Origin of the sequence: Burkholderia sp. WSM2232, from assembly GCF_000472545.1 — a bacterium.
In the GTDB taxonomy this organism is placed as follows: domain Bacteria; phylum Pseudomonadota; class Gammaproteobacteria; order Burkholderiales; family Burkholderiaceae; genus Paraburkholderia.
Genome location: NZ_AWZV01000025.1, coordinates 17,686 through 32,839, shown reverse-complemented (window position 1 = coordinate 32,839; position 15,154 = coordinate 17,686). Strand labels below are relative to the sequence as shown.

At 64.2% G+C, this 15,154-nt stretch carries 9 protein-coding genes; 3 read left to right on the top strand and 6 right to left on the bottom strand.

The genetic code is table 11. The features are described from left to right. Positions 1-209 precede the first annotated feature (209 nt). Positions 210-1,499, bottom strand: a complete 1,290-nt coding sequence (wecB, locus tag F757_RS0121920) for a non-hydrolyzing UDP-N-acetylglucosamine 2-epimerase (RefSeq protein ID WP_027213266.1) — start codon at positions 1,497-1,499, stop codon at positions 210-212. Between the two features lie 736 nt (positions 1,500-2,235). On the opposite strand from wecB, the gene F757_RS35345 reads away from it, so the two are divergent. Beyond that, the gene (locus tag F757_RS35345; RefSeq protein ID WP_006051149.1) at positions 2,236-2,397 is read left to right on the top strand and encodes a DUF1328 domain-containing protein; all 162 of its coding nucleotides are present in this window, start codon (positions 2,236-2,238) and stop codon (positions 2,395-2,397) included. A gap of 224 nt (positions 2,398-2,621) precedes the next feature. Here F757_RS35345 and F757_RS0121905 read toward each other — a convergent pair whose 3' ends face one another. Further along, complete coding sequence (locus tag F757_RS0121905) at positions 2,622-3,557, bottom strand: LysR substrate-binding domain-containing protein (RefSeq protein ID WP_232221439.1); 936 nt, start codon at positions 3,555-3,557, stop codon at positions 2,622-2,624. A gap of 74 nt (positions 3,558-3,631) precedes the next feature. On the opposite strand from F757_RS0121905, the gene F757_RS0121900 reads away from it, so the two are divergent. Continuing rightward, on the top strand, positions 3,632-4,534 hold the full coding sequence (locus tag F757_RS0121900; RefSeq protein WP_027213263.1) for an EamA family transporter: 903 nt from the start codon (positions 3,632-3,634) through the stop codon (positions 4,532-4,534). A 344-nt stretch (positions 4,535-4,878) separates the two neighbouring features. Here F757_RS0121900 and rfbC read toward each other — a convergent pair whose 3' ends face one another. From rfbC to F757_RS0121875, 4 genes are all read right to left on the bottom strand, one after another. Then, complete coding sequence (gene rfbC / locus F757_RS0121895; RefSeq protein WP_027213262.1) at positions 4,879-5,430, bottom strand: dTDP-4-dehydrorhamnose 3,5-epimerase; 552 nt, start codon at positions 5,428-5,430, stop codon at positions 4,879-4,881. Between the two features lie 95 nt (positions 5,431-5,525). Next, positions 5,526-6,521, bottom strand: a complete 996-nt coding sequence (locus F757_RS0121890; protein ID WP_027213261.1) for a GlxA family transcriptional regulator — start codon at positions 6,519-6,521, stop codon at positions 5,526-5,528. A gap of 717 nt (positions 6,522-7,238) precedes the next feature. Continuing rightward, complete coding sequence (gene uvrA, locus F757_RS0121880; protein WP_051376841.1) at positions 7,239-13,178, bottom strand: excinuclease ABC subunit UvrA; 5,940 nt, start codon at positions 13,176-13,178, stop codon at positions 7,239-7,241. A gap of 198 nt (positions 13,179-13,376) precedes the next feature. After that, positions 13,377-14,273 (bottom strand): LysR family transcriptional regulator, encoded by an 897-nt coding sequence (locus F757_RS0121875; RefSeq protein ID WP_027213259.1) that lies wholly within the window; start codon positions 14,271-14,273, stop codon positions 13,377-13,379. 129 nt (positions 14,274-14,402) lie between these two features. Here F757_RS0121875 and F757_RS0121870 point away from each other — a divergent pair, with 129 nt between their 5' ends. Continuing rightward, positions 14,403-15,146 carry an SDR family oxidoreductase gene (locus tag F757_RS0121870; protein ID WP_027213258.1) on the top strand — a complete coding sequence of 248 codons (744 nt, stop codon included), beginning with the start codon at positions 14,403-14,405 and terminating at the stop codon, positions 15,144-15,146. Positions 15,147-15,154 lie beyond the last annotated feature (8 nt).

Sequence of the window (15,154 nt, the reverse complement as noted above, 5' to 3'; positions counted from 1 at the left end):
AGTAAGGCCGTGGTCTGCCCTGAGCTGCGCACTGTGCCGGACTTCGACGGCCGCCGCGGGGCATGCCCCGTTTCGCCAGTCGTCCTGTCCGTTATATCGGCACGCTCGCGCGTCACCTGAAGGCGCGCAGCGCCGATACATGCCGTGCTCCGGGAAAACCCCTGCCTGCTCGCGTGCGAACGCGGACTCACGCCCGCGCTCGCTGGGTTTTACTTCGCGAACGTTGCCGCGGCGACGCGCGGCATTGGAGCAATGGCTGGAGAACCGACCGGTGAGCTGGGCGATGAGTTGGCCGATGAGGTGGCCGATGAGTTGGCCGATGAGGTGGCCGATGACGTCTCCGCAGACCGGGCCGGCGCTGCGGGCGCGAACTCGTCGAACGGACGCCCGGTCAGCGCGGCTACGATGCGCCGGGACGCATGACCGTCGCCATACGGATTCATACGATGTGCGAAACGTTCACGCTCGCCCGCGTCGTCGATGAGCGCGCTGACGGCCCGCACGATCGCCTCGCGCTGCGTGCCGACCAGACGCACGGTGCCGGCCGCTACCGCTTCGGGACGCTCGGTCACGTCGCGCATCACCAGCACCGGCTTGCCGAGCGCGGGCGCTTCTTCCTGCACGCCGCCAGAATCGGTGAGGATCAGCGAAGCACGCTGCATGAGCCGCACAAAGCCCAGGTAGTCGAGCGGATCGATCAGATGAACGTTGCGCCGGGAACCGAGCGATTCCTGCACGGGGCCGCGCACATTGGGATTGAGGTGAACCGGATAAACAATCTGCACAGTGTCGCGTTCGGCGAGATCGCCGAGCGCCGCGCAGATGTTGGCGAAGCCGGCGCCGAAACTCTCGCGCCGGTGACCTGTGACGAGCAGCATGGGCCGCGCGTCGTCGATAAACGGCAGGCGCGCGTCGAGCGAAGCGCGCAAGGCCGGGTCGTTGTCGATCCGCGCCGCGGTCAGATTCAGCGCGTCGATCACCGTATTGCCGGTGACGACGACGCGCCCCTGCAGCGTTTCCTCCGCGAGCCGCTCCTTCGAACTGGGGGTCGGCGCGAACATCAGATCGCTCATGACGTCGACGATGCGGCGGTTCATCTCTTCCGGCCACGGCTGCGAGAGGTCGCGCGTGCGCAGCCCCGCTTCGACATGGCCAATCGGAATGCGGCGGTGAAACGCGGCGAGCGCAGCGGCGGATGCCGTGGTCGTGTCGCCGTGCACGAGCACGCGATCGGGCTGCACGTTCGCGAGCACCTCGTCGAGCGAGGCGATCAGACGCGAAGCAAGCCCGTTTAGCGTCTGGTTGGCCGTCATGACCGCGAGATTGTGGTCCGGCTGGATGGCGAAGAGCTCGAGCACCTGGTCGAGCATCTGCTGATGCTGGCCCGTGACGCACACCACGGAGTCGATTGCGGCATCGGCCTCCATCTGCTTGATGAGCGGCGCCATTTTGATAGCTTCCGGCCGCGTGCCGAAAATCGACAAAACCTTTGTTGACATGACCACCCCCGGTCCCTATTTGATTTTATGCTTCACACCCCGCGGGCCGCGGCATTGGAACAATTTCAATGCGCTTCAGCCCGGAATATCTATTTATTGTTCATTCGACGGATAGCCGGTTTTGCCGTGCATACGGTACGCCTGAATGGCGCCGTACCACTCGCGCCATTTCTACCAGCGTCGCGCGAAGCCCGGCGGCACCCGTCTAGCGCGCATTCTGGCCTGTTTATCAAGCACTTGGCAAGCAGGTTCGCGGAATTTTTCTGGCGTTTTCGCACCGGCAAATGCGAATTGTGCTTGCGCAGGTGAAAATCTGTTAAAACTTAATTAACCATTTAAATTCTGGACCCCGCTTTTTAACCGGCAAGCTTTTTCGACGCAAGATCAAATTGTTTTAATTGCAGCGTTTATTAATGGTCGCAAACGTTGCCGTCAATGCAAAATCGTTTATCGGGCTTTTTTGCGTCAGCGACGCGCGCCCGCCCTTGGGCGGCATACCGGGCGCGCCTCGGACCATTTCGCTGCGCGCGATCCGACAGCCGCCTTGTTGCACTGAAGCGACAGTTTCCGACCGCGCGTCGCGGCTGCGGTACACGGCCTCCACCCGGACGCGAAATGCACGGGCACAGCTATTGCTGAACTTCGCACGCCGGTAGATCGCTTGCGCAAGGCACGCTGTGCCGCCTGCGAGTCGCCGTTTTAACGTCAATCCAGCAACTCATCGGTGGGAGGCCTCATGCTTCGATACGCTGCAATCTTCTTCGTCATCGCAATCATCGCCGCGGTATTCGGCTTTGGCGGCATCGCCGCCGGCGCGACAGAAATCGCCAAGGTGCTGTTCTTCATCTTCGTGGTGATCTTCCTCGTCACCTTGCTGATGGGCGTGATGCGGCGATGATCGCCCCACGGACTGTGTAAGCGGAGCGTTACCGGCCCCGGCGCGCATGCGAGCCACTGTTGCAATACCTGCCACGGCGTATTGCAATAGTTGCCGCTAGAGCCGGGGCCTTCCGCAACGCAGCACGCGCAATTGCGGTTGCAGTGCTCAAGCTCCTGTGGCTTCGCTTCAAATGCAAGGCTGCCACTGCTTCCCATTCTTCTTCAGCGCCAATCCCATTCTCCCTATTGCCCGACCCGCACACCCGCTTCGCTGTCGTGCGCGTGTAGAGGCAAGCCAAGATGCAATTCTTCGCACAAGAAACCTTGCAACGTCTGCACGGCCGCTGCCTGCGCGCTCGCGACTTCACGTATGAAAAGGCCGAAGTCGGCAGCGGGCGCATCGGGTAAGCCATCGGCACGGCCGAGAATCTTCATGGACTCCGAACGAATATTGCCTTCGAGCAGAACGGACACACCCAGCCCCGCTTCGACCGCCGACTGCACGGCGGGCAGGCTCGTGCTGGTGCAGACGATCCGCCAGCCGACGCCCGCGCGGCGCAGCGCCGTCGACACCTGCTGCTGCCATAGACAAGGCCCGCCGAACGCGACGAGAGGCACCGGCGCCTGCGCGTCGCGCGCATAGCCGCGTGCGCCGACCCAGAAGAGCGGCAGCATCCACGTAAAGAGCGGCGTGCCGCTGACTAACGCGGGATCGGCAACCACCAGATCGAGCACGCCATCCGCAAGACGCCTGGACAACGCAGCGCTGCTGTCCACCACGATTTCCAGTGCCACGCGCGGATAGGCAATCGAGAAGCGCCGCAACGCGCGCGGCAGACGACCCACCGCGATGTCCTCGAGCATGCCGAGCCGCACCGTGCCCGACACTTGCCCCGCGTTCAGCGCGCGGCGCGCATCGGCACCCGCACCGAGAATGGTGTGCGCGTAAGGCAGCAACAGGTGGCCGGCTTCGGTGAGCTGCACCCCGCGCGGCGAGCGCTCGAGCAGGCGCTGGCCCAGATCTTCCTCAAGGCGGCGCAATTGCATGCTCACGGCTGCCTGGGTGCGCGCGAGGCGTCTTGCGGCCACGCCCACTGCGCCCGTTTCGGCCACGGTGACGAAGGTGCGGAGCAGACTGCTGTCGAGATCACGGCTCATCAGGAAAATTGAAGTCGTCATAAGGAATATCAACTTATCTTAGTGGCGCGAGAGTCGATAAGATAGGTAGACCTTTCACAGCGATGCAAACATACATGCCGGACACAACGATCAAGTGCACAGCCGACCCGGCCCCTAACCCTGACCCTGCCCCGGCGAAGCCCGCCAGCGCCGCGGCGGGCGCCGCGCTGCTGTGCATCCTGTCCATGTCGAGCGTGCAATTTGGCGCTGCACTTTCCGAACCGACGATGGCCGTCTACGGTTCGCTCAGCACCACGTGGCTGCGCCTGGGCTGGGCCGCACTCGTTCTCGCCCTGCTGGTGCGTCCGCGTTTTCGCAGCTATTCGCGCGCGCACTGGCTGGCCGCGGGCGCGCTCGGCGCCGCGATGGCCGGCATGACGTTGTGCTTTTTCACGGCGCTTCAGCGCATTCCGCTGGGACTGGCGGTGGCCATCGACTTTCTCGGACCGCTCACGGTCGCCACGCTCTCGGTGCGCCGCGCCCGTGCGCTGCTCTGGCCGGCGCTAGCCATCGCCGGCGTGGTGCTGCTCTCACGCGATCGCGCCGGCTGGGTCGGCGAGCCGCTCGGCGTATTGCTCGCATGCGCGGCGGCCTGCGGCTGGGGCAGCTACATCGTGCTCATGAAAAAGACCGGCAAGCTGTTTGCCGGACTCGAGGGACTGTCAGTCTCGCTCATTGCGGCGGCGCTGGTCGCCACGCCGTTCGGTCTCGCACAAAGCGGCATGCATGTCGCGGCCGGCCAGCTTGCGGCGACGGCAGGGCTCGCGATTCTTGTCCCGCTCCTGCCGTACGCGCTTGAAATGGTGGCGCTGCGTCACATGCCGGCAGGGTCATTCGGTATCCTGATGAGTGTCGAGCCTGCGATTGGCGCAATAGCCGGCTTCATCGTATTGCATCAGCCGATGGGTGTTCTGCAGATCGCGGGCACACTGCTCGTGGTGGCTGCAAGCGTCGGCGCGGTGGTGGGCGCGCGATAGCGGGCGGGTTGGTTTGGGGGTGGTGCCGTAATTCGGTGTTGCGATCAGGTGCTGGGAGCGAGTGTTGCCGACGCTGTGCACAGGTACTGTGCCAAGGTGCCCGACTCGGGCCGCGCGTATCGGCGCCAGTGGTGTCTACGCGTTAGCCGGCGGGTTGACTGCGAGTCGTTGCTGTTCTTGCTGTGAGTCGGGCTACATGTGTCCACGCACTGGCGGCCGAGCGTTAGAGCGTGAGTGACCCGCATTGTCGGCACAGCGTTCGCCGCGCGCCGGCTTCCTCGCAATCCGCACGTTGCGCTAAAGCGAGACCGCACCAGGAGCGCACTTCTCGAACGCCCGCGTCGTTAAGCCATATTCTCCGCCTCGTATAAACGACGCCCCGCCGCATCCTTGGCGCCGACAATCGGCTCGAAGTCGATCGGCCATTCAATGCCGATGTCCGGATCGCTCCACAAGATGCAGCGCTCCAGTTCCGGAAACCAGTATTCGGTTGCCTTCCACAAACATTCGGCGACGTCGGACAGCACCACGAAGCCATGCGCGAAGCCCGGCGGCACCCACACCTGCCGGTGATTTTCCGCGCTCAGATAAGCGCCGCACCACTTGCCGAAGTTGGGCGAATTGAGTCGCACGTCGACGGCGACGTCGAATATCTCGCCTACCACGACCTGCATGAGCCGGCCTTGCGGGCGTTGCACCTGATAGTGCAGCCCGCGCAGCACGCCGTGCACCGCGCGCAGGTGGCGGTCCTGCACGAAGTCGAAACCGCGCGCGACGTCGTCCACGAACTCGTCCGCGCTAAAGCTCTCGTAACAGAAGCCGGATTCGTCGCCAAACACCTCTGGTTCGATCAGTTTCACTTCCGGTAGTGCCGTCCCCAACACCTGGTTGCCCATGCCACTGTGCCCGTAAGAAACTGCCGACAAAACGGATACCGCCGCGCGCTCGCGCAGCGGTCGTTACACGCCTGCGTCTGCAGCGCGGTTGAGTGTCAGAGCTCCGACGAGCCAAGCCGACTGCGGGCCCGGTACTCGGTTGGCGACAATGCCATGCGCTTGCGGAAAATCTTTGCGAGACGGTCGCCGTTGCCGGTGCCGCTGCGCCGCGCGATCTTGTCGACGGGTAATTCAGTTTCGGTCAGGAAATTGCACGCAATGCGCAAGCGGACCTGAAGCAGATAGTCGGACGGCGTGACATGCATTTCATGCTTGAAGCGCCGCAGGAAATTCCGCTCGCTCATGGCCGCGACCTGTGCCGCGTCCGCTACCGATACCGGTCGGTCGCAGTTGGCTTCCATCCAGCGCGCCGCCGCGCGGATCTTCTCCGCGACGCTCAGCGTCCCGCCTTCCGCGGGCAGAGGCACCCACGTCGCGGCCATGCCCGGCATCACGCGCTCCGCAACGCTGCGCGCAAGTTCGGCGCCGAGATCGCGTTTGATGAACATCAGCGCGCTACGGGCGCAGTCGTTGCGGTCGTTCGAAGCGCTGAGAATCGCATCTGCCGCGCCATGACCATAGCGGCCGATTTGCAGCGCCTCCGGCTCGCCGGGATTGGCGGCTTCCAGCACGAGCCGCCCTTCGCCGATGGTTTCGATTGCACGGGTGCGCGCCTGCACCGAGCGCAGCCAGCCGAGCAGCCGCTGGTCGCGGGCAGCCTGGTGCGCGCCGTGTCCGCCGGCAATAAACAGAACGTCGAACCCGGTTCCATAACGCGTGTCGATGCGGTCGGTCCAGATGCGCGCGGCGGAGGAACTCGGCACGCTGCCGCCGTCGAGCGACAGGAACTGCACCTCATACGGCGGCTCTTCGCCTGGCCGTGTGCCCGCCAGTTCGTTGGCGGTCTGAAACATTTCGACGACGGTGCCGGGGCCCAGCAGCCAGAAACCATCGAACAGCAACACACCGATGCGGCGCGCGGCAGTACGGACATTGACGGTCGGCGTATGTAACCAGGTAACCCTCGCAGAATCGACGTGGATGTGGGACATGGTCTTCCTCAAAATGTCTACTTGGTTGGACGAGGACGCGCGTTAGTCCGACGATATCAGCGAATTGATAATCGCAATTCGACATCGGAAACGCCGCTGGATGGATTATCAGCGATGTTAGCCGAATGAACCGCGTTAGTAAATTTGAAAACAATGGAAATAGCATCCGAATAAATGTATGACGAGAAATATTCTCATTCGGTGCAAGTAATAATGAGCGGTGCATTGATTTGCAGCGGAAAAACGTACCGTCCGCACCAGCTCCTGCTCGTAGAACGGCTCGGGCCGCGGCCCACCGGCCCGCGCCACGCCGAAGGTTCACAATGCGACATGCATTGGCCACTCGGCGGACCGCTTTTCATGTCTGCGAGAAATGTTTCACAGTTGAACACGCGCGGGCGCCAGATTGGCGCATCTGATTGCATTCGATATTCGCGAATCCCGAATCCGCCGCTTTTCCATTGCCAATTCGGCATTCGCGATTCAAATAGCGGAATTAACGGAATATATTCGCCGCGCGGACCGCGCCAAAATGTTTCAATTATGAAACATGAAAGTGCTATTCGTCTGATTTTAAAGTTTGGGACGGCGCCTTCATTTCCCTTGCGGAATTGCCAGACCATTAACGCCGTATTCGACAGTCAGCCGGTACGGCAGGCGGCAACAGTTCCGCATCCTCTTCCGGGATGCGGAACTGCCATGGCCTGACAACCTGGTCTAGCCGTGCGTACCTTCGCCTGCTTCCTCGCCCGCGACGTGTGCGACAGTTGCGACGGCTACTCCGCCCGTGCCGGCACTCGCGGTACGCTCAAGCACCGGCTTCAACGCGGCCCCCGTATGACTTGCGCGAACCTGAACGATGCCTTCCGGGTCTGTCGCAGCGACAATGGTGCCGCCGCCGACGCCGCCTTCGGGACCGAGGTCGATAATCCAGTCCGCTTCGGCGATTACGTCGAGATCGTGCTCGATCACGACCACGCTATGTCCGCCGTCTGTCAGACGATGCAGTACACGGATCAGTTTCGCGACGTCCGCCATATGCAGGCCGACGGTCGGTTCATCGAGCACGTACAACGTGTGAGGCGCTTTCTGACCACGCCGCGTCACGTCATCGCGCACCTTGCTCAGTTCGGTGACGAGCTTGATGCGCTGCGCCTCGCCGCCCGATAACGTAGGCGACGGTTGGCCGAGCGTAAGGTAGCCGAGCCCGACGTCTTTCATCAACTGCAACGGATGAGCGATGTTGGAGATGGGCGCAAAGAATTCGACGGCCTCGTCGATTTCCATTGTCAGCACGTCGCCGATATTCTTGCCGCGCCACGTCACCGCCAGCGTTTCCGGATTGAAACGCTGCCCATGACAGACGTCGCATGGCACTTTCACGTCCGGCAAAAAGCTCATGCCGATGGTGCGCACGCCCTGCCCTTCGCACGCGGGGCAACGGCCCTCGCCCGTATTGAACGAGAAGCGCGACGCGGTGTAGCCGCGCGCCCGCGCCTCCAGCGTGCCGGCGAACAGCTTGCGAATCGCGTCCCACACGCCGATATAGGTGGCAGGACACGAGCGCGGCGTTTTGCCGATGGGCGTCTGATCGACCTCCAGCACCCGGTCGATGCTTTCCCAGCCCGTAATCGAATCGCAGCCCTGCCAGGCATGCGTGACGTTCAGCGGTGCACGCGGCGCGCTGCGCGCGAGCACGCTCGAGCGGCGGTTGGCTGGGGGCTGTTCCTGAGCGGCCGCGCGGGCGCGCCGTGTGGCCGGCGACGACAACACCGAGCGGCCAACGGCGTCGAGCAGATTGGCCATCAGCACGTCGCGCGCGAGCGTGGATTTGCCCGATCCACTTACGCCCGTCACCGCGACGAGCCGCGACAGTGGAATGCCCACCGTCACGTTGCGCAGATTGTGCAGCTTGCCGCCGTGCACGGTCAGCCAGTTCTCCGGCACCGCCGCCGCGCGTTTGCCTGGCGCAACGACCTTGCGGCGCGGCTGCAGCGGATGCACGATCGGCGTGGCTAGAAACTGCCCGGTGAGCGATTCCGGTTGCGCGGAGAGGTCGGCCACATTGCCCTGTGCGATCAGCGTACCGCCGCGCTTGCCGGCGCCCGGCCCGATGTCGATGATGTGATCGGCCCGCCGGATCGTGTCTTCGTCATGCTCGACGACCACCAGCGTGTTGCCCTTGTCGCCGAGCTTGCGCAGCGCGTTCAGCAGAATCTTGTTGTCGCGCGGATGCAAACCGATGGTCGGCTCGTCCAGCACATAGCAGACGCCTTGCAGGTTGCTGCCCAACTGCGCAGCGAGCCGGATGCGCTGCGCCTCGCCGCCCGACAGGCTGGGCGCCGCGCGGTCGAGACTCAGATAACCGAGCCCGACTTCTTCGAGAAACTGCAGACGGCTGCCGATTTCGCTCACCACGTCGCGGGCGATTTCCGCGTCACGCCCTGTCATCTGCAAACTGTCGATCCATGTGCGCGTGTCCGAGACTGTCCATTGCGCGACATCGGTAATGGCGTGCGCGTCGAACGTGACTGCGCGCGCGGTCGGGTTCAGCCGCGTGCCTGCGCAGTCCGGACACGGTTCGTCGACGAGGCCCTCCGGTTCCTGCTCTTCCGACGGCAAGCTCTGTTCGCGGCCGCGATTATCGTCCACGACGATGGTGTCGTCGTACGCCGCACGTTGCTCGCGTGTCAGTGCGAGGCCCGTACCCACACAGGTGGTGCACCAGCCGTGCTTGCTGTTATACGAGAACATGCGCGGATCGAGTTCGGGATAGCTCGTACCGCACACCGGACAGGCGCGCTTGGTGGACAGCACCTTCACGGCGCCGAGCTTCGCAGTGGGCAGGCCGCCGTGCATCGCGTCGTGCAAGCCGTCGAGCGGCGCGAGCAGATGCATCACTCCCTTGCCCAGGTCCAGGGTCTGGTCTAGCGCGTGACGCAGCGCCGCTTCGTTGTCCGCCGACACGATCAGGTCGGCCACCGGCAATTCAATGGTGTGCTCGCGGAAGCGGTCGAGCTTCGGCCACGGGTCCACCGGCACGAATTCGCCGTCCACGCGCAGATGCGTATTGCCGCGTGCCTTGGCCCACTTCGCGAGATCGGTGTACACGCCCTTGCGGTTCACCACGAGCGGCGCGAGGAAGCCGACGTGTTGCCCCTTGTGGTCGCGCAGCAACTGCGCCGCGATCGACTCGGTGCTTTGCGACGTGACAGGCGTGCCGTCATGAATGCAATGTTGCAGACCGAGCTTCACATAGAGCAGACGCAGGAAATGCCATACCTCCGAGGTGGTCGCGACCGTACTCTTGCGACCGCCGCGCGACAAACGCTGCTCGATCGCGACGGTCGGCGGAATGCCGTACACGGCGTCGACCTCCGGACGCCCGGCGGGCTGCACGATGGAGCGCGCGTACGCATTCAGAGATTCGAGGTAACGGCGCTGCCCTTCGTGAAAGAGAATGTCGAACGCGAGCGTTGACTTGCCCGAACCCGACACGCCGGTAATCACATTGAACTTGCCGTGCGGAATGTCGACGTCCAGCGCTTTCAGGTTGTGCTCGCGCGCATTGACAATGCGCACCACGTCCTCGCCTTCGATTGCGCGGCGCGCCCGCGCAGCGCTCAGCGCCTTCTGCAACGGCACGCCTTGCGAAGCGGTATCTGCTGGTTGCACGACCGCGCTCATCGCGCGGTCGTACTGCGACAGCGCTTCGCCGGTATGCGATCCGGCACAGGCCTTGACCTCTTCGGGCGTGCCCGCGCACAGCACGCGGCCACCGCCGTCGCCGCCTTCCGGACCGAGGTCGATGATCCAGTCGGCCGCGCGGATCACGTCGAGGTTATGCTCGATCACGATCAGCGAATGGCCGCTTGCCAGCAGCTTGCCGAACGCCTGCATGAGCTTGGCGATGTCGTCGAAATGCAGGCCGGTGGTAGGCTCGTCGAACATGAAGAGCCGCCTCGCGACTGCCTGCTTCGCATTGCGCGCGCTGCGCGCCTGCGCCGATTCGGCCAGAAAGCCCGCCAGCTTGAGCCGCTGCGCTTCGCCGCCGGACAGGGTGGGCACCGGCTGGCCGAGCTTCACATACTCCAGACCGACGTCGACAATGGGCTGCAGAACGCGCAGCACTTCCGCGTCATTCGCAAAGTAGCCGGCGGCCTCGCTGACGGTGAGTTCCAGCACATCGGCAATGCTCAAGGCACGCGCGGGTTCGCCGCGTTCGATCTTCACTTCGAGCAGTTCGGCGCGATAGCGGCGCCCGTCGCAATCGGGACAGCGCAGGTACACGTCGCTCAGGAACTGCATTTCAATGTGTTCGAAGCCCGAGCCGCCGCAAGTCGGACAACGCCCGTCGCCCGAATTAAAGCTGAACATGCCGGGCCCGTAGCCGCGTTGCTGCGCGAGCGGCGCCTTGGCGAAGAGCTTGCGGATCTCGTCGAACGCGCCCACGTAGCTGGCCGGATTCGAGCGCGCGGTCTTGCCGATCGGCGACTGGTCGACGAACACCACGTCTGTCACCTCGTCCGCGCCGCTCAGGCTGCGAAACGCGCCCGGCGATTCGGTGGCGAGGCCGAAGTGCCGCGCCATGGCCGGGTACAGCACGTCTTGCAACAGCGTGGACTTGCCCGAGCCGGATACGCCCGTCACGCACACGAGCCGCTGCAGCGGAATTTCCACCGTGACGTCGCGCAAATTGTGCTCGGTCGCGCCTTCCAGCACGATGCGCGGCGTGTTTGCATCCACCGGGCGCCGCGACCAGTGCGCGGCGTCTGCGACATGGCGGCGCCCGCCAAGGTATTCGCCCGTGAGCGTGCCCGACGAGCGAATGGCGTCCGGCGCGCCGTCGAAAATAATGGAGCCGCCGCGCTCGCCCGGTCCCGGCCCCATGTCGATCAGCCGATCCGCCGCCAGCATGACCGACGGATCATGCTCCACCACGACGAGCGTATTGCCCGCGTCGCGCAGGCGGTGCATGGCCTCCACGATCCGGTTCAGATCGCGCGGATGCAGGCCGATGCTGGGTTCGTCCAGCACGAACAGCGTTTTGGTGAGCGAGGTGCCGAGCGCGGTGGTCAGATTGATCCGCTGCACTTCGCCGCCCGACAGCGTGCGGCTTTGCCGGTCGAGCGTCAGATAACCGAGCCCGACGTCGCACAGATACTTCAGGCGCGTGCGCACTTCGGCGAGCAATAGCTTGAGCGCGTCATCCAGCAACGCGCTTGGCAGGCTGATCTCGTCGAAGAAGCGCCGGATGCGCTCGATCGGCATCAGCATCAGGTCGTGCACAGTCAAACCGGGCAGCGCCTCCAGCTGCGCGCGATTCCATTCGACACCGCGCGGCATGAAGCGCTGCGCGGCCGGCAAAACCTGGTCCGCATTCGCCTTGCTGCCCAGACGCCATAACAGCGATTCTGTTTTCAGCCGCGCGCCGCCGCAGGTTTCGCACGGCGTGTAGCTGCGGTACTTGGACAGCAGCACCCGGATATGCATCTTGTACGCTTTCGATTCGAGATATTCGAAGAAGCGTTTGACGCCATACCACTGGCTTTGCCACTTGCCGTTCCAGTCCGGCGAACCGTTGATGACCCAGTCGCGCTCGGCATCCGTCAGTTCACCCCAGGGCGTGCCGCGGCGGATGTCGGCCTTCGCCGCGTAGCGCATCAGATCGTCCTGACACTCCTTCCACGCGGGGGTTTGCATCGGTTTGATCGCGCCATCGCGCAGAGTTTTGCGGGCGTCGGGAATGACGAGGCCGAGATCGACGCCGATCACGCGACCAAAGCCGCGGCAGACTTCGCACGCGCCGTAAGCCGAATTGAACGAGAACAGCGCGGGCTGCGGATCGGCATAGCGCAGGTCGCTCTCGGGGCTATGCAGCCCCGTAGAGAAGCGCCAGATCTCCGGCTCGGGCTGCTGCGCCGTAGGTGCGAGCGGCGCCTCGGCGGCCGGCAGCACATAGATATTGACGCGCCCGCCACCGCGCTTGAGCGATGCCTCGAGCGCCTCGACCACCCGCTGCTTGTCGGCCTGGCGCACCCGGAAGCGGTCGGCGACCACGTCGAGCAGCTTGCGCCTGCCGGTGGGCGAATCCACCTCGCGCTGTGCCTGGACGCGCGTGTAGCCGCTTGCGGAGAGCCATTGCTCGACCTCCTGCTCGGTAGCCGACTCCGGCAACTCAACCGGAAACGTCACCACCAGCCGCGGATCGCTCCCGTCAGTGCGCTCGAGCAGCTCCGCGTAAATGGTTTCCGGCGTGTCGTGCCGCACTTGCCGCGCCGTCTTGCGGTCGAACAGCTCGGCCGCGCGGGCGTAGAGCAACTTCAGGTGATCGTTGAGCTCCGTCATGGTGCCGACCGTGGAGCGTGAACTGCGCACCGGGTTGGTCTGGTCGATCGCGATGGCGGGCGGCACGCCGTCCACCCGGTCGACCTGCGGCCGGTCCATCCGGTCGAGAAACTGCCGGGCGTAGGCGCTGAAGGTTTCGACATAGCGCCGCTGCCCTTCTGCGTAGAGCGTGTCGAACACGAGGCTCGACTTGCCGGAACCGGACGGGCCCGTTACGACCGTCATTTCGCCGGTTTTCACGTCGAGATCGACGTTCTTCAGGTTGTGCTGGCGCGCGCCGCGAATCTTGATAATGCCGTTGGATGACAATTTTTCGACCGTCTGAATGAGTGGGCCACCTCTCACGGACGCCGCGCGCCCGCGCAAGTTCAGCACAAGCGGCGCGGCGAGGTGAAGGCGCGCCCGCGTGCAGTTGGACACTATACTGTATATCTATACAGTTTTCCACGAACCGCCCCGGGCGCCGCCGAATGCCTATCCGAGGCGCCGCACGCGCCCGCATCGCCCCTACGCCGTGGCGGCCGTCTCGAAGACATCGCGCAGCCACTGTGAAAATACCCGCACGCGTGACGACAGTTGCCGGTTCTGCGGATACAACACCGAAACCGGCAGCGAGGGCGGCGGGAAGTCGGCGAGAATGACCTTCAGACGCCCGTCCGCCAGTTCTTCGCGCACCCGGTAGCGCGGCACCTGCACGATGCCGAGGCCGGCCACCGCCGAGCCGGTGTAAAGCTCGACGCCCGTCACCGAAACCGCGCCCGGCAGCAGGATCGGCGTGTTACGTCCCTCGATGCTGAACTCCAGCGGCAAGGGCCTGCCCGTAGCGCTCGACACGTAGTTGACGGCGCGGTGCGCAGAGAGCGCCTGCGGATCAGCCGGCTCACCGTACTTTTGCAGGTAGGCCGGGCTCGCCACTGTGACTTGCGGCAGATGCGCGACGCGCCGCCCCACCATCGACGAATCCTGCAGGTTGCCCGCGCGCAGCACGCAGTCTATGCCTTCACGCACAAGGTCGACGAGCCGGTCGTCCTCGCCGATGGTCAGTTCGATGCCGGGGTAGCGCGCAAGGAACGCCGGCAAAGCCGGCACGATGAAGTGCCGCGCCAGCGTGCCTTGCAGATTGACCCGCAACAGTCCCTTGGGCGCCAGGTTCGAGAACGAGCCCTCGGCTTCCTCCAGATCGGCAATGAGCCGCACGCAGCGCCCGTAGTACGCCTGTCCGTCGGGCGTCAGGCGCACCGTGCGCGTGGTGCGCTCGAGCAGCCGTGCGCCCAGCCGCTCCTCCATCCGCTTGACGAGGTTGGTGACGGTCGCCCGCGGTATCTGCAGGTCATCCGACGCGCGCGTGAAGCTCTGCCGCTCGGCGACGCGCACGAAAACGCGCATTTCCTCGAAACGGTCCATATCAGCCGCGCCTCTCCGCAAAGATTGTTGAAGACATTGGAATGATGATGGTTAAACCGGCCCGATTATCCCAGAACGAAAAAAGCCCATCATTCATTCACCGATTCAACATTCAAGAGGACACCCGCCATGAATACGACCAGAAATGCTCAGATTGCCATTGTGACCGGCGCTTCCCGCGGCATCGGCGCGGCCGTTGCACGGCGCCTGTCGGCTGACGGCTTTGCCGTCGTCGTGAATTACGCAGCGAGTTCGGGCGAAGCCGAAGCGCTCGTCGCCGAACTGAATGCAGCCGGCGGCCGTGCGATAGCGGTGAAAGCGGACGTCTCCAGCGCCGGCGACGTGCGCCGTATGTTCGAGACCGCGGAGCAGCAACTGGGAAAGGTTGACGTGCTGGTCAACAATGCCGGCGTGATCAAGCCGACACCGCTTGCCGACACGAGCGACGAACTGTACGACCGCGCGTTCGACATCAACGTGCGCGGCACCTTCAACACGTTGCGCGAAGCGGCGCGCCGCATGAACGACGGCGGCCGCATCGTCAATTTTTCGAGCACCACGCTTGCGCTGAACATGCCGGGCTATGCGGTCTACAACGCGACGAAGGCCTCCGTGGAGGCGTTCACGCATGTGTTCGCGAAGGAGCTGCGCGGGCGCAACATCACGGTGAATGCGGTCGCGCCGGGGCCCGTTGCCACGTCGCTGTTCCTCGACGGCAAGACCGACGAGCAGATCCAGCACTTCGCAAAAATGCCGCCGCTCGAGCGGCTCGGCCAACCGGAAGACATTGCGTCGGTGGTGGCGTTCCTCGCGAGCTCGCAGGCCGGCTGGGTCAACGGCCAGGTGTTGCGCGCGAACGGCGGGCTGGCCTGAAGCCAGCA

What these genes read in the sequence shown, in the direction of transcription:
- F757_RS0121900 (WP_027213263.1), top strand. Translation starts at nt 3,632, where the DNA reads ATGCCGGACACAACGATCAAGTGCACAGCCGACCCGGCCCCTAACCCT.
- F757_RS0121870 (WP_027213258.1), top strand. Translation starts at nt 14,403, where the DNA reads ATGAATACGACCAGAAATGCTCAGATTGCCATTGTGACCGGCGCTTCC.
- F757_RS0121890 (WP_027213261.1), bottom strand. Translation starts at nt 6,521, where the DNA reads ATGTCCCACATCCACGTCGATTCTGCGAGGGTTACCTGGTTACATACG.
- F757_RS0121905 (WP_232221439.1), bottom strand. Translation starts at nt 3,557, where the DNA reads ATGACGACTTCAATTTTCCTGATGAGCCGTGATCTCGACAGCAGTCTG.
- F757_RS0121875 (WP_027213259.1), bottom strand. Translation starts at nt 14,273, where the DNA reads ATGGACCGTTTCGAGGAAATGCGCGTTTTCGTGCGCGTCGCCGAGCGG.
- wecB (WP_027213266.1), bottom strand. Translation starts at nt 1,499, where the DNA reads ATGTCAACAAAGGTTTTGTCGATTTTCGGCACGCGGCCGGAAGCTATC.
- F757_RS35345 (WP_006051149.1), top strand. Translation starts at nt 2,236, where the DNA reads ATGCTTCGATACGCTGCAATCTTCTTCGTCATCGCAATCATCGCCGCG.
- rfbC (WP_027213262.1), bottom strand. Translation starts at nt 5,430, where the DNA reads ATGGGCAACCAGGTGTTGGGGACGGCACTACCGGAAGTGAAACTGATC.